The following is a 19676-nucleotide window of genomic DNA, read 5'->3' on the forward strand; positions in this document are numbered from 1 at the left end:
TCTTCGATACGGGCAGCCGAGTGCGCGGAGGTGGTTTTGACAGGGACTTGCCAACCTTGCCAGCTGCGCGCTGGCACATCCATCTCTTGGAGGGTCAGCGCCATGAGGCCCGCCGTGACGTTTTCGCCAGAACTGACAATCGCGTCATATTCACGTGCATCATAGAGCGGGGCCGTTTCATTGACCCAACCAACGAGCTCGTTCGTTTTGCCAGACATGGCAGACACGATCACGATGACGTCGTAGCCTTTGGCCACTTCAACGCCAACGCGTTTTGCGGCGCGTTTGATACGGTCAAGATTTGCGACAGAGGTGCCGCCGAATTTCATCACCAGAACGGGCATAGCTGCGTCCTTGTTTGTTTAGGTTGCGCAGCATGTACGGCGCGCGCGCGCCAAGGGCAAGAGGGCAGTGCCTATCAGGGCAAAGGCCGTGCGAACAGGTCGCAGAATTGTGGGGTCAGTTGTCTTTATTGCTTGGCCGGAAGGGCAAAGGCAAAACCGGAATGCCATCATCAATCAGCTTGCGGGCCTCATCCAGCTTTGCTTCACCATAGATGGGTTTTTCTGGCGCGTCGCCGTCGTGCATTTCTCGCGCGCGGCTGGCGAAGTTTTCGCCGACATATTCGCTCGTTGCTTCTACGTGACGGCGCATTTTGGAAACCATCTCTTCGGCTTCGCTATTGGGCGCAGTTAACGGGCCGGGAGCAGGTTTGTTATCTGTAGCTACCGTTTCAGGTTTTGTTTCAATTGCTGCTTTTCTCGCAGGTCTCACTGCAGGTGCCATCAAGACCTTTTCGACATCGCTGGCTCCACAAATGGCGCAAGTGACGAGCTTGGTAGATTTAAGCTTGTCGTAGGCAGACGCGGATTGAAACCAGCTGTCAAACTGATGTCCGTAGGCGCATTTTAATGAGTACTGGATCATATCGCTAAGGTACCGTGCAAAACTTGCTGGGTCGAGGTGTACTAGGATTTTAAAACTTTGGAAGGGTCAAAAGTGCTTATTATATATGCCAATTCTGGACCGGTGACCTTCTTGGCCGCCGCCGCTGGTCGAAACCACTTCCGATCACGTTGTTTCGATTCGCGGTAATTGGCGTGTACGGTTTTGACTTTGAGCGGATAAACCAACGCGATGCACGGAATTGAACGCCCGGAAACATGCTGTTTGGTGTAGAAATACATGCCTAAGCTGGCATTACTGACCTTACCTTCAACGCCTGCTTCTTCAAGCGCTTCGATCGCGGCGCTTTGGGCCGGAAGGATTCCATCTTGCGGCCATCCTTTTGGGATAATCCACCGGCGTGTCCGCCGACTGGTCACAAGCAAGATTTCGGGTTTGCCTTTGCGCATACGGTAACACAGCGCTGCAAATTGCGTACGCAATCCGCGTTTTTTTGCGCCTTGCATGTCGATAGCAACGCCGGGCAAGAGGGCGGTGTTTTGATCTTTGCTCGCAGCTTTGGTTTTCTTGACCGAAGAAGGCGATTTCTTCTTGGGTTTACTCGTTTGCATCGTTCTGAATCTTTAAGTTTCCAAAAGCGCCTCGAGAACGCTGTCAAAATTTGACGCCTTTGCCAGCGCGCGTTGGGCGTTCTGGCATTGTTTGACGGCAAGTTCGTTGTTTTGCAAGGCGATCACGGCCTCGGCGATTTCTTTGGGCGTGCTGCATTGCCACGCAGCGGCTTCTGCGGCCAAGGTGTCATAGGAACTCTGAAAATTCTCTAAATGCGGGCCATGTAGAATGGCGCAATTGTAATAAGCGGGCTCAAACGGCGTGTGCCCGCCCTTGGGTGCGAGCGATCCCGCGACAAAACAGATCGCAGCCGCGCGATACCATTTGTCCATCTCGCCTAAAGTGTCGGCAAGATAAACATCGCAATCCTTGCTCAGCGCGGCGCCTGTGCTTCGTCTTGCGACGTTTAGCTCTAGATTTTTGGCAAGGCGTTCAATGTCATCAGCGCGTTTCGGGTGACGGGGCGCGAGGATCATTTTGATGCGGGGCAGTGTTTTACGCAGTTCGATATGCGCGCGCAAAAGCGTATCATCTTCTGTGTCATGGGTGGATGCCGCGAGCCAAAAGTTGTGTCTGTTCGGATCGACGTCCTCAGTGGACGTTCCCTGAAAAAGCGATTTGAGATTGAGCGTTGCTTTGAACGCATCCTTATGCGCGCCAAGCTCAAGCAGGCGATTTTGCGCAGCGCTATCTTGGGCGCTGATCATATCGAACGTTGCAAAGACGCGCTCTGCCAGCCCTCTAAATCGCGACCAACCTGCGCCGCTGCGCTGTGACATACGCCCACCAATCAAACACAGCGCGCTGCCAGTGCCTTGGGCAGCGATCAAGCGATTGGGCCAGAAATCTGCTTCGATCAGAATGAACCGCTCAACGTCAAGCGTCTTCAAAATTCTGAGGTAAAGCCAGCGTAGGTCCAAAGGGGCCAATCGCACATCAACGCGCGGGTGTTGCCAAGCCTTCACCATCGCTTTGGCACTGGTGCTATTGCAGGTCACGAAGAGGCGAATATCTGTCCGCTGCGACAAGATGCCTTCGAGGATGGGACGCGCGCCGCTGAGTTCGCCGTTGGAGGCCCCATGCGCCCAAAAAATAGGTCCCTTGGGCACATCACGCCAAAGGCCTAAACGCTCTGAAAAATCGCTCAATTGCTCTTGGCCGCGTAGAACACGCACTAAAAGTGCAGTGATCAACACAGGCGTCAACGCAGAGAGAAGAAGGCGATAAAACAACATTGCGCGGTGGGGCCTTGGCGAAATTTCTGCGCTCAGGCCTAGCCTGCGCGGCCTGAGCGCGCAAGCGGCGCTTGCGCAGCTTGGAACCTTTCGAAATAGTTAAGCCATGATGTTCATGCGTAAATCTCTTGCGGTTTTTCTTACGGCGTTTGCCGTTGCCGCCCCTGCACAGAGCGAGCCGATCACGATTTTTGCCGCGTCGAGTATGAAAACCGCGCTTGATCAGGTGGTTGCCGAGAGCGGGCTTGATGCGATTGCGGCCTATGGTGGCAGCGCAACGATTGCGCGACAATTGGCCCAAGGCGCTGAGGCAGATATCGTCATTTTAGCGCACAATGATTGGATGGATTGGCTAGAGGGGCAGGGCGCACTGCAAAGCGGGTCGCGCTGCGATTTGCTCGGAAATGAACTCGTGCTAGCGGGGCCAGCGAATTCCATAGACCTCGATCTAAATACCGCAGACGATTTGCTTGATGCGCTTGATGGTGGGCGGCTCGCTGTTGGGCAACTTTTAAGCGTGCCAGCAGGGCAATATACAGCAGCCTTTTTGGAACAAAGAGGATGGCTCACACAGTTGCGACCGCATTTGGCTGAAACATCCAATGTGCGCCTCGCTTTGGCACTGGTCGCACGCGGACAAGCGCCGCTTGGCTTCGTCTATGCCAGCGATGTTGCTGCGCAGCCCGACGTGCGCGCGCTATTCAAACCTGATCCGGCGCTTTATCCAAGTATTCGCTACCCCTTAGCCCTAAGCGCAGACGCGCAACCAGGTGCCGCGGAGATGTTGCAAATCTTGACGTCAGCGGGACCCGTTTTCGCGCAAAACGGCTTTCATCCTTTGCCAAGCGATGATCCAACCGCCTGTAGCACTTCATGACTGGGGCGGAGCTTGCGATTGTTGCGTTGTCGCTCAAGGTTGCCATTTGCGCAGCCCTTTTTAGCCTGCCATTCGCCATTTTAACGGCTTGGGCGCTGGCACGTGGGGCTTTTCCGGGAAAGAGCATCCTTAACATTCTGGTTCACCTGCCTTTGGTTCTGCCGCCTGTTGTGACGGGCTATGGCCTCCTTATTTTGTTTGGCAAGCAAGGGGTGCTGGGTGGCCCGCTAGAGGCATGGTTCGGTATCAGCTTTGCGTTTCGTTGGACTGGTGCAGCCCTCGCGGCTGGAGTGATGGGATTTCCTTTGATGGTGCGCGCCATCAGGCTTGGTTTCGAAAGCGTCGATCAAGGGTTGGAGCAAGCGGCCGCAACACTGGGCGCCTCCAAGCGCGCCGTCTTTGGGCGCGTGACATTACCACTGATTACACCAGCCATCTTAACGGGCGTCGTGCTTGGCTTTGCCAAGGCGATTGGCGAATTTGGCGCGACGATCACATTTGTGGCCTCGATCCCGGGTCAGACTGAAACGCTGCCCTCCGCGATTTATACATTGCTACAGGTCCCAGGCGGCGAAACCGCGGCTTTGCGCTTGATCCTTCTCTCTGTGGCGATCTCCATCGCTGCGCTTGTCCTGTCTGAAATGCTCGCGCGCCGCGCGGCGAAACGGGTGGCGGGGATATGAGTTTAAGGCTGGATTTCAAATTAAACCTCGATGGTTTCGTGCTGGATGCACAGATGAACGCAGGTGCTGGCACGACGGTTCTTTTCGGCCATTCGGGAAGCGGAAAGACCAGCCTTATCAATGCTGTTGCAGGCATCTCGACGCCGCAATCGGGGCGTATTGTGCTCGGAGATCGCGTTTTGTTTGACGCGGCGCGTAAGATCAACGTGCCGATGCATCAGCGCCGCATTGGTTATGTTTTTCAAGACGCGCGCCTGTTTCCGCATTTGTCAGTGTCCCAAAATCTGGATTTTGCGGGACGATATGCAAAGGAGCCGTCAAAGCCGTATGAACGCGAGCATCTTATCGAAATCTTAGGGATTGGACCATTGCTTGCCCGCCGTCCTGCTGCGCTTTCTGGTGGCGAAAAACAACGTGTCGCGCTGGGGCGCGCTTTGCTGAGCAAACCTGAATTGCTGCTGCTGGATGAGCCCCTTGCCGCGCTGGACCAAGCACGAAAGCAAGAGATTCTCCCCTATTTCGAAAAACTGCGCGCACAAAATGGTCTAGCGATGATCTATGTCACCCACGACATGTCTGAGATTGTGCGCCTCGCAGATCACTTGGTCGTGCTGCGTGATGGGCAATGCGTCGCGCAAGGGCTTGCCGAAGATGTTTTGGCGAACCCGGCAAACATCAAATTGATCGGTGTGCAGGATGCAGGTGCATTGGTGCGCGGGGTTATCCATGAGCATTGCGATGATGGATTGAGTACGATCCGTCTGAGTTCGGCGATGCTGACCGTGCCGCGCGTACACGGGCCAGTCGGGCAGCACGTCCGCATGCGGTTGCGCGCGCAAGACGTGATTCTTTCGCTTACTGCGCCGCAAGGCTTATCATCGCAAAATGCGATTGAGGCGCAGATCACCAAGATATTAAAGGGGCGCGGTCCGGGCGTTGCCGTTGGTCTGCGCGCAGGCTCAGACCGATTGATCGCCCGCATCACTGCCCGCGCGCTTGATCAAATGCAGTTGAAAGAGGGACAGAAAATATGGGCGATTGTGAAAGCAAACGCAGTTCCCCCCGCGGCAATTGCTGGAGGATAAATACGCGCAAAGCGAGGCGGTGCGCTTAATCGCAAAAACTGCGTTTTTCTAACTTGACGATATGCAGACAGTCCAGTATTTCGCAGCCCAGTTGGCGATGTAGCTCAGTTGGTTAGAGCAGCGGAATCATAATCCGCGTGTCCGGGGTTCAAGTCCCTGCATCGCCACCACTTAAACCGAAAATTTAAGTAGCCTGATGGTTCGGTTTTGTTTTCCATAGCACGCGATCTAGCAATTCGATTGATAGAACTGCGGCTTGCCTTACCTGCATAATGATTTGGACGATTAAAACACTCAACTGTCCAAAGACAAACTCTTTGGTTGAATTGACATTTGTGAAAACTTGTCTGGGTTGCATATTTTTGCAGCGCAGTGCAGCGTGAAACAAGTTGAAAGCAACACATCCAATTGAGGACGTCTTATCATGCGCATTCTGCAACCTTTACTCTGCCTTGCACTTTTCACTTCAGTCGCAGCCGTCAATGCGCAGGAGCATTGCGCAAAAGGAAACTATGATATCGTGACACATGTGAATGGCATCGTGCCCCCCGGTCGCATGGCGCCGCTCGTGGATAGTGTGAAGATGATCGACACGATCATGCCTGACGGAAATCGCTTGGTTGTCATGAAAGGCACGCGGCTCGCAGGTACACGTGTAGGAATTCATATCCACGCTTATGGCGGGCATACATGCGTTATGTCTGGTGTGATCACTGACTTTGTCGAAGGTCACGACCCCGGACTTTTTCCAAAAGATACCTGCTATTATATGCCGCCTAATACCTACATGACGGCAGCTAACCTCGGCAGCGAAGATGCGGTTCTAATCGATACGTTTATCGTCCCGCCGGGCAAAGACTTTATCCAGATCGTCGAAACATGCGATGTGGACAACTAGCAAGCTTCCAAGCTTGCACATGAGAAAAATACGGCACCCTGCGATTAGGGCGCCGTATCTGAGACCTTAGCTCACGACTTCAACCTTTTGCATCATGCCTTCGTCTTCGTGCTCTAGGATGTGGCAATGGATCACAAAAGCGCCCGTAAACTTCACGAACCGCGACAGCATTGTGAAAGAACCGGGAGGGTTCACATCATGCTCGGCGGCAGTCGGTATCGCCATCGTGTCCTGCCAACGGCGCAAGGGGTCGTCCTCGGCCAATTCGACACCGTTCAGATGGGTCACAAAAAACGGGTTTACGTGAATATGGAAGGGATGCGTAAACGTGTTCCGGTTCGTCACGTGCCAGCGCTCGGCCGTGTTGAGTTTCATGGTTTGCTTGGTTGTTCCGTCAAACTCTTCGCCATCGATCATAAACTTCGTCGGCTTCTTCTTGAACTCAAGGAAGAAATCGATTTCGCGCTCACGCACAATGCTTTCTGGATCAATCGGCTCCACCAAAGGGCCACCCCCGGGAAGGGTTGGATCATCTGACCATTCCGCATCAATCGGATCGCCCTCGATCCGGATTTTCAGCTGCATTTCCGTGGAGGGTTGAGGCGTGGATTTGACCGCCGTGTCGCCCATCATTGCGCTTGCCATCAAGTCAGGCAGTTGCTTGGCGACCAGATTAAGCTCACCCGGTGAAGAGGTTTTGGGAATACGTATCATAAAGTCGGTACGGTTGCCGGGCGCCAAGGCCGCGGGGTTTTCCCAAGGTGCGCCGTCATTGCTCGTATCGATTTCGACGCGCTTGTTGTACGTAATTCCATCAAAGGCGATTTGATATACTTCGATCGCTTCGCCGCCATCAACACCTGACAAATTCAGACTGACAAAAGTATCTGCACGCGGGGCTGCGTTGATAACGCGCCAACGTCTCACTTCGCCGGGGCGCAGAACGATCTCTGGGTTTTTTGTCCCACCACCGTTGCCTGATGGATCTACAAGAACCAAGTGAGGCGCGCCGCCGCTGTCTCCGGGGGCGGGTGCATCGACTTCAATATCGCGCATTTGAATGACAAAAATGTCTTCAGGCGCATTTTCAATATAGCTCGGCATGACGCCGGGCTTGTCCCGTACAATCAACGGACCAACCAGCCCGTTTCCAACTTGTTGTGCTGTCGATCCATGCTTGTGTGCATGATACCAGAATGTCCCTGACGGATGCTCTTCTGGAAGCTCGAAATTATAGGCTGTTTGGTATTCACGAAGTTCGCTCATGTGACAGCTGTGCGGAATTTCCTGTCCTTTTGGGGTAAGGGTCAAAAATATGTTGTCGCTATCGCGCCCGTCGCTGGCTTTGTAAGGGTTCACATGCAGGCCATGCGTATGAAAGTTGGTGCTGTTGGCCGCATGGTATTGGTTCATTGTAGGCGGACAAAATTCTTCAGGCGGCTGTGGGTCCAGCGTGTTGGTCAGATTGACCTCAAGGTTCTCTCCCGGAAACACGTTGAGCGTTGGTCCCGGTGTTTGGCCATTGTAGGTGCGCAGCTTTGGGGCGTTTGGCACATTGGGATCAACGACGGCCATGACCACTTTCATATCCACTGGCCCGCTTGAGCCCGCTTGCAGGGGGCGAGCCGTGTAAGGCAAGGCGCTCGCGACCGCGCTTGCGGCTGCTGTCTGTAGCAAAGTGCGACGCGATATACGTGTATTCGGTTTATCAAAAGTCATTGAAATAGCTCTCTTTCGTTAGGCGTTCGGAGAGGTCTTTCTCCGAAACTTCAAACTACTTAAAGCTGATTGGTAGTGAAAAATTCTACTTAAGCAAGATTTTTCCGACCTGAGCTATCTCTGTTTTCCAGAGTTAATTCGATGAAATTGGGCTGAGGGTGATTGGTTCGAGGCTAAGCTGCTCCTCGGGCAATGCCGCGCGCAATCCGGTGTTTGGCACCCAAATATAGGGAACAACCCGCAGGGACGTGCGCCCTGAAATCGCGTCTGATTCAGCAATGATTTGATGATTGCCAGCAGAGATGTCGCCGATGGTGCCGTAGAACTGCACGCCAGAAAAGGGCGTGCCGTCTTCAAGCTTCAGAACGACTTGAGCGCCAGCAGGGAGCGTACCATGCTTTAAGAGCCAGCGATCAGGGAAGGGAGTGCCCTCTTGGCTGAACTCAAAGGCAATTGGATCAAGTTTATTTGGCCCTGCCATCAACGTGCCTCCCGCTAACGCAGCCGCAAAAGCGGCTGCGAAGATTTTTGAAGAAATAACCATCATAGGTTCTAAATGGTGGCGACGCTCACACCAAGCAACTGACCGTCACGCATTTGTGTTTCCTGTGCTGCGGCGTCCAAACCGCCAACAACGTTTGACTGCGTCACCAAAGCAAAGGACAGCGATTGTGAGCTATCGAGCAGTCCGCGTTTTGACAGCTCGTCCACGGCATCTGAGATATTGTAGGTAATATTTACCGGATGCTCGTGTTTGTTGTGATTGTGCCCGCGCATACCAAAGAACTCAAAGGTGCCACCCAAAACCGTATGTTCTGATCCCACGACGGCTTCTTCATCTCCGGGCGCGACATAGAGTTCATAAACGAGACTGCCCGGGGACGCAGGTAGGATGAAGCGGACTGTCGCAAGATGGTCCTTTTCTTCGGGCAGCGCGCGAAGGCTGCTCTTTAGACCATCGGAGAGATCTGCTTTTGCCAAGCTTGTCGATCCTGCTGCAATCGGGGCTGCTACGCCCGCAGCGGTAAAGGCGCCAGCAACCAGATTTGCCGCAGGTTGATCGATGAGCTCCGAGCCCGTTCCTGGTGTGTACACGTAGTTGAACGGCGCGATTTCCATGGCGTCTTTGGCGCTTGTGCGATCCGTTACAGGTTGGCCATCTACACCGACATAAAAAAGGAACTGTTCGTTGTAGAAGTGATCCTGATCGTCCGGCAAAGGCTGATCGGATAGCCCAAGATTGATCTGACGTTGATCCCATACATCGAGAAGCCGATCGACGTTGCAATGATGCAAAAAGAAGATCGGATCGACTGGCGACATCAGGCTTTGCATCGCGTTGCCCAAGAAGTTGTGCGTCGTGTTGTGAGGGAAACCTTCGATTTCAGCGGAACCTGTAAACTCATGGTGGTTCGCCGAGATCGGACTGTTGAAATAGACCGTCTCAGATGATCCCTTTGTCGGCATCGCAAATCCGGGCGCTTTTAGGCCTGTTCGAATTTTCGCCGCTTCCACATTAGTGCGCGCTGGCACTGGGCGATGCCATGGAACTTGTGCAGCAGTCAGATCAACGAGGTCGGGATGCTGGTAGTCCACCTTATAGGACTCAGTATTCCAACGGTTGAGAGAGCGATCCGTTGCGATATTTCCAAGAACCCCATTGGTTAATTCACCATTGGCGTCCCGAGTGGCCCAATAAGAGTCCGCATCAGGAAACCCTCGGGTGTTCAGCTGGGCTTTCTGAGCAGCTGTGTAATTCGCATAGGTGTCTTTGACGACAGTTTCGAAATCAGCAGTGAAATCTGCATGGTTTTCATAATAACGTGTGGACGTTGGATCGAGCGCATTGCCTGGCTCTGACGGGGTCACAAAGAACTGGGGCGGCAAATAGGGCTGTGCGGACCAGTCCCAGTAGGGCAGTGCAAAGTTTGGATCGCCAGAATATTTGCGAATGATCTCTTCGAAGTGTCCAATGAACGGGCGGTGCCACGTAAAGAACCACCAGTTTCCATGTGGGCAATCGGACATATGGATCATCGCATAGCGATACCAGTTGTGCGGATCTTCAGGCGGCAGCTGGAGCATGACCTCAACAGCTTTTTTGTAGCTCGCTAAATCAGGTTCAGCAGAAGGGTCATGTGCGTTCTTTCGAACATAGGGCTGATGCGAGGCCGCCATTGAAACTGACGGCAAGGCAGCCGTAAGCCCAACCGCAGCAGCAGTACCAATAAGACGTCGTCTAGTAAGTCCGGTCATGTTCACTGTCCTTGAATAGATTTTTTCCTAGGATTGTGGATGATTAATATCACTCCATCCTAGGTTGTGCTATCAGACAGCGCTATCAACTCAAACAAAAAAATGTGTTGCGCGTTTTGTTCGGATTTAACTGATCGGACGTAAGCTGAGGATTGAGCGTGCTTCAGTGGGCGTTGCGACTGCGCGCTCATACTTGTCGCAAAGATCAACTGCCCGTTTGACAAGCGCGGCATTTGACGGTGCCAACTCTTCGCGGCTGATGCGGATGTTGTCCTCAAGCCCGGTGCGCGCATGTCCGCCTTCCGCAATGGCCCATTCGTTCAATACGATTTGATTAGGGCCAACTCCAGCTGCGCACCATGGTGCGTCTTCACCAAAGAGGCGGGCAACTGTGGCGCGATAAAAGTCGAATACCTGTCGATCCGCAGGCATCGCATTTTTTACGCCCATGACGAATTGCACATAAGGGGTTTCAGCAATCTGACCGCGTTTGTGCATCAGCGCAGCGTGAAAGATATGGCTGAGATCGAACGCTTCGATTTCTGGCTTAACATCGTATTTGATCATTTCCGACGACAACCAATCAACGAGATCGGGGCTGTTTTCATAGACGCGCGTCGGAAAATTATTGGACCCTACAGACAACGACGCCATATCAGGGGACAGGGGCAACATGCCCCCACGATCACGGCCTGCGCCAGATCGACCACCAGTAGACAGCTGTACGATCATACCGGGGCAATGTGCTTCGATCCCTTCCTTGAGACGGGCGAACCGCTCTGGATCAGAGGTTGGTTTGCCCTCATCGTCGCGCACATGACAATGCGCAATGCTGGCGCCCATTTCAAAGGCCTCATGCGTGCTTTCGATCTGCTCGGCAACAGTCACGGGAACTGCAGGATTGTCGGCTTGTGTCGGGACAGAGCCGGTAATGGCGACGCAGAGAATGCAAGGGTTTGTCATAAGGCCTCAACTAAACAATTTTACGTCGGACGATATGAACTTCGGAATCCGAATTTGGCAAGGGAAGTTGCGTTTCTTGTCCTTATGACGCTAGAAAAAATTGATATACCATTGTGATAGGAACGGCTTTGAACGATCTTGCCACTGACTGATTTCAAAGAACTGGACTGCTCCATGACCCATATTCTCGCGATTGACCAAGGCACGACGTCCACGCGTGCGATCTTGTTCGGCTCAGATTTGTCCCCCGTGGCATCGGCTCAAGAAGAGTTTGAACAGCACTTTCCGCAGAGCGGCTGGGTCGAACATGAGGCGAGCGATCTTTGGACCACAACCGCATCAACATGCCGAGGCGTGATCGAAAAGGCGGGTGTTAAGGCCGAAGACATCAGCGCGATCGGCATCACCAATCAGCGCGAAACCACAGTGATTTGGGATCGCAAGACGGGCAAGGCCATTCATCGCGCCATCGTTTGGCAGGATCGCCGTACATCTGAGCTATGCCAAGCTTTGAAAGCTGATGGTCATGAGCCGATGGTGACTGAACGTACTGGCCTTTTGCTCGATCCCTATTTCAGCGCGACCAAGGTCAAATGGCTGCTCGACAATGTTGAGGGCGCGCGTGCGCGAGCAGAGGCGGGCGAGCTAGCCTTTGGCACGATTGACAGTTGGGTCATTTGGAACCTGACGGGCGGGAAGTCTCATGTCACGGACGCCACGAACGCGGCGCGCACGATGCTCTATGATATTCGCAAAGGTCGCTGGTCCAAGACGATGTGTGATCTGCTTGATATCCCGATGAACCTCTTGCCAGAGGTCAAGGATTGCGCCGCCGATTTTGGTATGGCGCGGGCTGATCTGTTTGGCCGCGAAATCCCGATTTTGGGCGTTGCAGGGGACCAACAAGCAGCCACGGTGGGGCAGGCGTGCTTCAAGCCGGGCATGTTGAAATCAACCTATGGTACGGGCTGTTTTGCGCTTTTGAATACAGGCGATGAGCCTGTGACGTCCAAGAACCGCCTGCTGACGACGATTGCGTATCAGCTGGATGGAAAGCCGACCTATGCGCTCGAAGGCTCGATCTTTATCGCAGGTGCCGTTGTGCAATGGCTGCGCGATGGGCTGAAGATCATCCGAGAGGCGAAAGAAACGCAACCCCTCGCGGATCAGGCTGACGCTGGTCAGGATGTTGTTTTGGTGCCTGCCTTCACTGGCCTTGGCGCGCCTTATTGGAACGCGGAATGTCGCGGTGCTGTTTATGGCCTTACGCGCGGATCTGGCCCTGCCGAAATGGCAAAAGCTGCGCTGGAAAGCGTCGGTTTCCAAACGCGAGACCTGCTTGAGGCGATGCACGCAGATTGGTCTGGCGCTGAAGAAACCGCGCTGCGTGTTGACGGAGGCATGTCTGCGTCTGATTGGACGATGCAGTTCCTGTCGGACATCATCGATGCTCCTGTTGATCGTCCGATGGTTTTGGAAACAACTGCACTCGGCGCGGCTTGGCTTGCGGGTCAGCGCGCTGGGATTTACCCGCCCATGGAAGAATTCGCAGAAACTTGGGCGCTAGAGCGCACGTTTGAACCGAATATGGATGAGGACACTCGCACCAAGCGCTATGCGCGTTGGGGACGGGCGGTTGAGGCTACGCTCAGCGTTTGATAGAGCGCGCATATATCTGGGGGAGATCATCGTGAAACAATACCATCAAGCCTTGCGCGACGTTCTGGAATTCGGCGTTACATCAACGGATCGCACCGGAACTGGCACAATTTCGCATTTTGGATTGCAATGCCGTTATCCGATGGCGGATGGCTTTCCCCTGGTAACCACCAAAAAGCTGCACTTGCGCTCGATCATTCACGAACTTCTGTGGTTCTTGGATGGCGATACCAACATCAAATACCTCAAAGATAACGGTGTTTCGATTTGGGACGAATGGGCGGATGAAAACGGCGATCTTGGACCTGTCTATGGCCAGCAATGGCGCCGCTTTCCCAAGCTTGACGCCACAGATCAGACCGACGGCGCAGAGCCGCTGTTCAAAGCGGGAAGCGTTGATCAGATTGCAGATTTAGTAGAGGCGATCAAAAAGACGCCTGATAGCCGTCGTTTGATCGTATCCGCATGGAACCCTGGCGAAGTGCCCGATATGGCGCTGCCGCCGTGCCACACGCTGTGGCAGGTCCGCATTGCGGGTGGCAAACTACATCTTCAGCTTTATCAACGTTCTGCGGATATGTTCCTAGGCGTGCCGTTCAACATCGCGTCCTATGCTCTGCTGCTGCATATGCTCGCCCATGTGACTGGCTATGAGCCGGGTGACTTTGTGCACTCTATCGGGGACGCGCATATCTACTCGAACCATATGGAACAGGTTGAAACGCAATTGGCGCGCACGCCAAAGCCTTTGCCTGAGCTTCGGATCAAGCGACAGGTCACATCGATTTTCGATTTCACCTATGATGATTTTGAAATCATTGGATACGATCCTGATGCGGGCATTCGCGCGCCTGTGGCGGTGTAACGATGATTTCTCTAATTGTCGGGCGTGATCGCAATGGCGCTATTGGAAAAGGCAATGACATCCCGTGGTACGCCCCTGAAGATTTGCAGTTCTTCAAGCGCGAGACCTTGGGCGGTGCGATCATCATGGGCCGTAACACATGGGACAGCCTGCCGTTCAAGCCGCTCAAAGATCGTTTGAACATTGTGGTGACCTCTAAGGGCTGCGAGGCAGAGGAAATCTGTACGAGCGTCAGCGCAGCGGTCGTTCGGGCCTACGCCCTCGGCTATCGCCGTGTTTATGGCATCGGTGGCTTTGGCATTTACCGTGAGATGATCGAAATCGCGGATCGGTTATTGATCACCGAAGTCGACTTGAGCGTCGAAGATCCCGATACATATTTTCCGGATTTTGACACCAATGAGTGGACCGTGCTTGGGGAAACAGAGCTGCGTACAGAGGTGCCAGCTTGCCGCGCAGTCGAATATTTGCGCGGCACAAGCGCCTGAAAACCCCCCGAATTGAGTGCAAATGAATCACAGTTTCGGGCTGGATTATCCCAATGGGCTGCCCTTGGGGCATGCAAAATTGACTTATTTGGGTCTCATGTTAAGCATAATCTATAAATAATACCGCGTTAAAGCAGTCATCCAAACGAGGCAGTCCAATGTTTTCAAAAGTTTTAGCAGTTGCAGTTTCCGCGACACTCTTCACCGCTTCTCATGCTCTTGCATGGGGAGACATGTACATGGGTGATGGGACGCATAACCCGAATAGCGTGGGCCCTGTTGCCTACCACGGACCTAATTATTGCCCAGTAGGCCTTCAGCCTGTTGTCTTGGGCGGCGTTGTGTGTTGCGGCACTCCGGAGCGTGGATATACGCCGATGAAGCAGCAGCACGTCAAAAAAGAAGCACCAAAAACACATGTGATTGTGCAAGACCAGGTGCTTTACACGCGCGAGCAAGTTTACGGCCAGCGTACGATTATCGTACCCGTCCAGTAAATTACTTCTCCAGTTTGTCAGTTAAAAAGCCCAGCGTGAAACGCTGGGCTTTGTCATTTAGAGCAACGCTAAGTTAGCAGCCATTTGACGGCCGTCGCGGCCTTCTTCCAGCTCAAAAGATACCTTCTGATTGTCTGCCAGTCCTGTCAGGCCAGAACGCTCGACTGCTGAAATGTGGACAAATACATCTTTGCCGCCGCTTTCGGGTTCAATGAAACCGAAGCCTTTTGTAGTGTTGAACCATTTGACGGTGCCATTGGGCATGCCGCTACTCCTTTAGTTAATTCATAGTTTTAGGCTTAGCTTTCTAGAAAAAAAATCAAGCTTTTTCTTACATAACGACGTTGACATTTATGTCAGAATGTAACGCTTTGACGACAATTTATGGAGAAAATCGATGAAACTATATGGACTGAAAAACTGTGATACGTGTCGTAAGGCATTGAAAGCGTTACCAAAGGCAGAATTATTGGACGTTCGCGTGGATGGCGTGCCAAGCGCGACACTTGAAAAAGCCTTTGATCAATTTGGCGCCGCTCTTTTAAACACCAGATCAACAACTTGGCGTGGTATTGAAGAGGCCGAACGCGCGCGACCCGCGCTTGAACTCATCGCTGAGCACCCTGCATTGATGAAGCGGCCGCTGATCGATGTCGACGGCACGCTTTATCTTGGGTGGACCAAAGAGGTGCAGGCAGCGTTAGTCGGCTGACTTTTTCAGGAAGCCATCGACAGACAACCAACCCGCGCCTTTGAAGATCAGGATCGACAAGGCGAGCACCCAGAACATGCGTTGATCCAAGATGATGCCATCTGGGATGCGATCGAACCACGCGCCAAGCACTTTGGGATCATCCCAAGCGCCGTGACCAACAAGATCGGTCAAGCTTTGTACGACGATGAAGCCGATCATGCCCACAGCTGCAAGGCGCGTGAACAGGCCAATGATCAGGAGCAGAGGCAGGACAAATTCTGCAACTGTTCCACCGGTCACAACGGCCCAGTGAAAGATGCCCAATTGCTCGGTGTCATATCCAGCGGCTTCCATCGCGCGGGGGAAAATCTGCGCATAGGCGCCTAGGGACGGTTGGAAAATGCCAAAAATACCTTCGCCAAGCTTGGTTAGGCCTGAGTTGAAGAAGTAGAGCGCCAGAGACGCTGCAAAGGCAAATCGGGCTGCAAATGCGAGAAACGCATCGCCCGAGCCGAGAGGCGCGAAAAGTTTGTCTTGAAGGGCGATTAAGCTACGCATAGCGGGGTTCCTTTTTCGTTTTTATCTTTGTCTTTTAGAGTGTTGGTGCAATTCGCGTGAGTGCACCGGTTTGGATGAGTAAGCCGAGAAGGCTGGGAAAATCGAAGTCTGCATGTTCGGCTTCGACGGTTTCAAGCGCGTCGCCAAGCAGCGCGCCGTTCATTAAACTTTCGATCAGATCAGCGGCACCAATCGGCAAGCTGTGCATTTCCGGATCAAATTCCGATCTCGTGATCAGCACATCTTGCGAGCCCGCACTAGGCTGCGCTGCGCCTTCGGTCATATTGAAATGCCAGATGTCCAGAACAGGCCATGGCGAGCGTACCAAACGCATAGCGGGGGCAAAGTCGACACGCGCTGACGCGAGCGCTTCAGGTGGCAATTGCGAGAAGATCGCTGGATCAAACGGGATGGCGTCGCTTGCATGGTAGCTGTTGCGCTGCGCCAATTCCAAACGCGCGACATCAGCAAAATATCCAAGATGCGCGAGCGCTTCAGTATTCTCCAAAAAACCGGGAAAAGCTTCGCCGTAAAGCATCATCCGGGGATCCACAGGCGGGTGCGAGCGAACATAAAGTCCTGCAAGGGATGAGAAATTTGCGGGCCCCAACAGCTTGGCGATGACCGGAAAGCTATCATTCAGCGCGTCTTTTAGGCTCATCACGACGTTGTTGCGATAAACATCAAAGCGTTTGCCTGCGGGGCGGGCTTCGCCATCGGTGAGCGATCCGGGCACTGCGTGTTCAGGATCGAAAATCGCAGCGGTGAATTCGGTTTGACTGGTGTTCATTGGACTGGCGCCAAGGCATCTGCGCCGCGTTGCGCTTCCTGCGCGAGAATAGGCCAGTCAGGTACGTCTGTATCCCATTCAATCAGTAACGGACGCGGGCCAGACTTCGCCAAAGTGTAATCTAGGAGCGCCCATACAGGATCGGCAATTTCAGCGCCATGGCTGTCAATGAGGAGGGGAGCGCCGTGATCGTCTTCATCTTCATCATGACCGCCAAGGTGGATTTCGCCGACGCGGTCCATCGGGAAATCGTCAATGTAGGCGCGCGCGTCCATTTTGAGGTTGGTGGCCGACACGAAGACGTTGTTCACATCAAGGAGCAAACCACAGCCCGTGCGCTGCGTGATTTCACGCAGAAAATCTGTCTCGCTCATCGTGCTTTCCGTAAACGCGAGATAACTCGACGGGTTTTCAAGCAGCATACGTCGGCCCAAGACCTCTTGGACCTGATTGATGTGCGACGCGACACGGTTGAGCGTGTCAGTGTTATAAGGGAGTGGCAGAAGATCGTTTAGAAAACCAGTTTCATGCGTTGACCAGGCGAGATGCTCGGAAAAACTTGCTGGGTTCAGCCAATCGCAAAGGGTTTTCAAGCGATCGAGATGATCTTTATCGAGCGGGCCTTCGCCGCCTATGCTGAGGCCAACGCCATGCACCGAAATTGGAAAGCGTTCCGCCAAGTGGCGCAGTTGAGCAAGGGGGCGACCACCTTGACCCATGTAGTTTTCAGCGTGAATTTCCAGCCATTCGACTGGGGCTGGGGCCTCAAGAATTTCAGCGAAGTGCTGAGGTTTGTAACCGACACCGGGCGCATTGGGTAGGTCTGTGCGGGGCGTGGAGTCAAACATGTCGAGGGCCTTTCAGAGATGTAGGGTGCGTGGTTTCACGCACCCTACCATAGTTTTTCTTATGCTGGCAGATCGCGGCTCAGCTCTTTCAAAGAACCCATACGGCCGCCTGGAAGTTCCATTGTTTCGCATGTGCCTGCGTCAACCAATGTCCATGCGTTGCCTTGGTAATCAACTGTGGATGTACCGGCGCATGTTGTGCCTGCGCCTGCTGCGCAATCGTTTTTACCTGCAAGGGAAACACCGTAGCATTTGTCTTTGCCTGCAGCGTGAGCGGACGTTGTTGTGTGAGCTGTCAAAGAAGCTGCAACTGCACCTGCGACTGCGAGAGTTTTAAGAGTGTTGGACATGTGATTTTCCTTCTGGTGGTGTTTAACTGTTTAATACTGCGCCGTGTTTGGCGACTGACTTAACTCTACACTGAGCAAGCCGATCTGCGCTATTCACGCGTTCGTGTATAACAGGCGCGTTAGCAAAAGCCTAAGTCGCGTGAGACCAAAATCAAGAAAAACCCTTTAAAAACAATAAAGACCCGCCTGTGCAGGCGAGTCTTGTTACGTTTTATTCACGGAAAATGCCCGTTTGTTACAGTTTGTCGGGGGCAGTCGCCTCTAGGCCAAGTGCAGATATTACAGAGTCCAAGGTTTCAACATTGGTACGTTTCTCGCCCAAGCGTCGCACCGTAACAGTGCGTTCTTCGACTTCGCGTGCGCCAACGGCCAAGATTACCGGAACTTTGCCAACAGAATGCTCACGGACCTTATAATTGATCTTCTCATTGCGAATGTCAGCTTCGGCGCGCACACCTGCCGCTTTCAACGCTTCCACGACTTCGAACACGTAATCATCCGCGTCTGAAATGATCGAAGCGACCACAACTTGGCGCGGAGCGAGCCAGAATGGCAATTTACCCGCATGGCTTTCGATCAAGATCCCGATGAAGCGCTCAAAGGAGCCCAGCGTTGCGCGGTGCAGCATAACTGGGCGGTGCTTATCACCGTCCTTACCGATATAGCTTGCATCAAGACGTTCAGGCAAAACGAAATCCACTTGGTGCGTACCACACTGCCAGTCGCGGCCAATCGCATCGGTCAGAACGAACTCCAGTTTCGGACCATAGAAAGCACCTTCACCCGGGTTGAGCTCAGGTTCGATTCCAGCTGCGCGTGTCGCTTTGAGCAACGCGTCTTCGGCTTTATCCCAAACTTCATCAGACCCAGAGCGCTTTTCTGGGCGATCCGAGAACTTCACACGGAAGTTTTCAAAGCCGAGGTCTTTGTAGATCGACTTCAGGAAGTCGATGTAGACGGCGGTTTCGCTTTCGATCTGATCTTCGCGGCAGAAGATGTGGCCATCATCTTGGGTGAAACCACGCACGCGCATGATACCGTGCAGCGCACCGGACGGTTCATACCGATTGCACGAGCCAAACTCAGCCATGCGGATCGGTAGATCACGGTAAGATTTCAGACCTTGGTTGAAAATCTGAACGTGGCAGGGGCAGTTCATCGGCTTCAACGCGTTGACCGCTTTTTCACGCGCATGCTCTTCGTCAACTTCAACGATGAACATGTTCTCTTGATATTTTTCCCAGTGGCCCGAGGCTTCCCAAAGCTTGCGATCTACGACTTGCGGCGTGTTCACCTCAACATAGCCACCCGCATATTGCTTGCGGCGCATATAGTCTTGCAGCTCGGTGTAGATGCGCCAGCCATTCGGATGCCAGAAAATCTGACCGGGCGCTTCTTCTTGCATGTGGAACAGGTCCATTTCACGGCCCAGCTTGCGATGGTCGCGTTTAGCGGCTTCTTCCAGCATGTTCATATGCGCTTTGAGCTGCTCTTTGTTCAAGAACGCACACCCATAAATACGCTGTAGCATCGCGCGGTCACTGTCGCCGCGCCAATAAGCACCAGCGATGCTCATCAGTTTGAAGCTATCGCCCGGAACTTGCCCAGTGTGCTGCAAATGCGGCCCACGGCACAGATCTTGCCACTCACCATGCCAATACATGCGCAATGGCTCATCGCCCGGAATTGCGTC

The 19676-nt window shown here is 53.4% G+C and carries 22 protein-coding genes, 1 tRNA gene and 1 pseudogene; 10 read left to right on the forward strand and 14 right to left on the reverse strand.

What is annotated here, in order from left to right; genetic code table 11:
* From ABJQ89_RS01920 to ABJQ89_RS01935, 4 genes and pseudogenes are all read right to left on the reverse strand, one after another.
* Positions 1-344 (reverse strand): annotated as a pseudogene (locus ABJQ89_RS01920) (aspartate kinase); the annotation flags it as partial.
* 115 nt (positions 345-459) lie between these two features.
* Positions 460-927, reverse strand: coding sequence for a DUF1178 family protein (locus ABJQ89_RS01925; RefSeq protein WP_348494588.1), 468 nt, complete (start codon positions 925-927; stop codon positions 460-462).
* Positions 928-968: 41 nt separating this feature from the next.
* Positions 969-1517 (reverse strand): NUDIX hydrolase, encoded by a 549-nt coding sequence (locus ABJQ89_RS01930; protein ID WP_348494589.1) that lies wholly within the window; start codon positions 1515-1517, stop codon positions 969-971.
* 12 nt (positions 1518-1529) lie between these two features.
* Positions 1530-2753 (reverse strand): glycosyltransferase N-terminal domain-containing protein, encoded by a 1224-nt coding sequence (locus tag ABJQ89_RS01935; RefSeq protein ID WP_348494590.1) that lies wholly within the window; start codon positions 2751-2753, stop codon positions 1530-1532.
* Between the two features lie 115 nt (positions 2754-2868).
* On the opposite strand from ABJQ89_RS01935, the gene modA reads away from it, so the two are divergent.
* The 5 genes from modA (at position 2869) to ABJQ89_RS01960 (ending at position 6296) form a co-directional block, all read left to right on the forward strand.
* On the forward strand, positions 2869-3630 hold the full coding sequence (gene modA, locus ABJQ89_RS01940) for a molybdate ABC transporter substrate-binding protein (RefSeq protein ID WP_348494591.1): 762 nt from the start codon (positions 2869-2871) through the stop codon (positions 3628-3630).
* On the forward strand, positions 3627-4313 hold the full coding sequence (gene modB, locus ABJQ89_RS01945; RefSeq protein ID WP_348494592.1) for a molybdate ABC transporter permease subunit: 687 nt from the start codon (positions 3627-3629) through the stop codon (positions 4311-4313). Before modA ends, modB begins: the two co-directional genes overlap by 4 nt.
* Entirely contained in the window at positions 4310-5398 is a 1089-nt protein-coding gene (gene modC, locus ABJQ89_RS01950) for a molybdenum ABC transporter ATP-binding protein (protein WP_348494593.1), read from the forward strand. Before modB ends, modC begins: the two co-directional genes overlap by 4 nt.
* Positions 5399-5491: 93 nt before the next feature.
* Positions 5492-5568, forward strand: a tRNA-Met gene (locus ABJQ89_RS01955).
* Between the two features lie 254 nt (positions 5569-5822).
* Entirely contained in the window at positions 5823-6296 is a 474-nt protein-coding gene (locus ABJQ89_RS01960) for a hypothetical protein (protein WP_348494594.1), read from the forward strand.
* 66 nt (positions 6297-6362) lie between these two features.
* On the opposite strand, the gene ABJQ89_RS01965 is transcribed toward ABJQ89_RS01960, so the two are convergent.
* The 4 genes from ABJQ89_RS01965 to ABJQ89_RS01980 all read right to left on the reverse strand — a co-directional run bounded on the left by ABJQ89_RS01965 (position 6363) and on the right by ABJQ89_RS01980 (position 11234).
* Positions 6363-8015: a multicopper oxidase domain-containing protein gene (locus ABJQ89_RS01965; protein ID WP_348494595.1), complete on the reverse strand. Its 1653-nt coding sequence runs from the start codon at positions 8013-8015 to the stop codon at positions 6363-6365.
* A 133-nt stretch (positions 8016-8148) separates the two neighbouring features.
* Positions 8149-8559, reverse strand: a complete 411-nt coding sequence (locus ABJQ89_RS01970; protein ID WP_348494596.1) for a hypothetical protein — start codon at positions 8557-8559, stop codon at positions 8149-8151.
* 8 nt (positions 8560-8567) lie between these two features.
* Positions 8568-10271: a tyrosinase family protein gene (locus ABJQ89_RS01975; RefSeq protein WP_348494597.1), complete on the reverse strand. Its 1704-nt coding sequence runs from the start codon at positions 10269-10271 to the stop codon at positions 8568-8570.
* A gap of 126 nt (positions 10272-10397) precedes the next feature.
* Complete coding sequence (locus tag ABJQ89_RS01980; RefSeq protein ID WP_348494598.1) at positions 10398-11234, reverse strand: 3-keto-5-aminohexanoate cleavage protein; 837 nt, start codon at positions 11232-11234, stop codon at positions 10398-10400.
* Between the two features lie 174 nt (positions 11235-11408).
* Between ABJQ89_RS01980 and glpK the strand changes: the two genes are divergently transcribed.
* The 4 genes from glpK to ABJQ89_RS02000 all read left to right on the forward strand — a co-directional run bounded on the left by glpK (position 11409) and on the right by ABJQ89_RS02000 (position 14743).
* Positions 11409-12893: a glycerol kinase GlpK gene (gene glpK / locus ABJQ89_RS01985; RefSeq protein ID WP_348494599.1), complete on the forward strand. Its 1485-nt coding sequence runs from the start codon at positions 11409-11411 to the stop codon at positions 12891-12893.
* A gap of 31 nt (positions 12894-12924) precedes the next feature.
* On the forward strand, positions 12925-13758 hold the full coding sequence (locus ABJQ89_RS01990; protein WP_348494600.1) for a thymidylate synthase: 834 nt from the start codon (positions 12925-12927) through the stop codon (positions 13756-13758).
* A 2-nt stretch (positions 13759-13760) separates the two neighbouring features.
* Positions 13761-14246, forward strand: coding sequence for a dihydrofolate reductase (locus tag ABJQ89_RS01995; protein WP_348494601.1), 486 nt, complete (start codon positions 13761-13763; stop codon positions 14244-14246).
* A 239-nt stretch (positions 14247-14485) separates the two neighbouring features.
* Complete coding sequence (locus ABJQ89_RS02000; RefSeq protein WP_348494602.1) at positions 14486-14743, forward strand: hypothetical protein; 258 nt, start codon at positions 14486-14488, stop codon at positions 14741-14743.
* Between the two features lie 57 nt (positions 14744-14800).
* Here the strand turns inward: ABJQ89_RS02000 and ABJQ89_RS02005 are convergent, their stop codons facing one another.
* Positions 14801-15007, reverse strand: a complete 207-nt coding sequence (locus ABJQ89_RS02005; RefSeq protein ID WP_348494603.1) for a cold-shock protein — start codon at positions 15005-15007, stop codon at positions 14801-14803.
* A 133-nt stretch (positions 15008-15140) separates the two neighbouring features.
* Here ABJQ89_RS02005 and ABJQ89_RS02010 point away from each other — a divergent pair, with 133 nt between their 5' ends.
* Positions 15141-15455, forward strand: a complete 315-nt coding sequence (locus ABJQ89_RS02010) for an ArsC/Spx/MgsR family protein (protein WP_348494604.1) — start codon at positions 15141-15143, stop codon at positions 15453-15455.
* Here the strand turns inward: ABJQ89_RS02010 and ABJQ89_RS02015 are convergent.
* The 5 genes from ABJQ89_RS02015 to thrS all read right to left on the reverse strand — a co-directional run.
* On the reverse strand, positions 15444-15995 hold the full coding sequence (locus ABJQ89_RS02015) for a DoxX family protein (protein ID WP_348494605.1): 552 nt from the start codon (positions 15993-15995) through the stop codon (positions 15444-15446). The two genes, ABJQ89_RS02010 and ABJQ89_RS02015, sit on opposite strands and share 12 nt — an antisense overlap.
* Positions 15996-16029: 34 nt before the next feature.
* Positions 16030-16785, reverse strand: coding sequence for a DNA-binding domain-containing protein (locus ABJQ89_RS02020; protein ID WP_348494606.1), 756 nt, complete (start codon positions 16783-16785; stop codon positions 16030-16032).
* Complete coding sequence (locus ABJQ89_RS02025) at positions 16782-17633, reverse strand: DUF692 domain-containing protein (RefSeq protein WP_348494607.1); 852 nt, start codon at positions 17631-17633, stop codon at positions 16782-16784. Before ABJQ89_RS02025 ends, ABJQ89_RS02020 begins: the two co-directional genes overlap by 4 nt.
* Before the next feature lie 59 nt (positions 17634-17692).
* Entirely contained in the window at positions 17693-17983 is a 291-nt protein-coding gene (locus tag ABJQ89_RS02030; protein WP_348494608.1) for a DUF2282 domain-containing protein, read from the reverse strand.
* A gap of 235 nt (positions 17984-18218) precedes the next feature.
* Positions 18219-19676: threonine--tRNA ligase (gene thrS, locus ABJQ89_RS02035; protein WP_348494609.1), on the reverse strand; the 1458-nt coding region annotated here is incomplete at its 5' end.

Source organism: Planktotalea sp., from assembly GCF_039984035.1.
Taxonomy (GTDB): Bacteria; Pseudomonadota; Alphaproteobacteria; order Rhodobacterales; family Rhodobacteraceae; genus Planktotalea.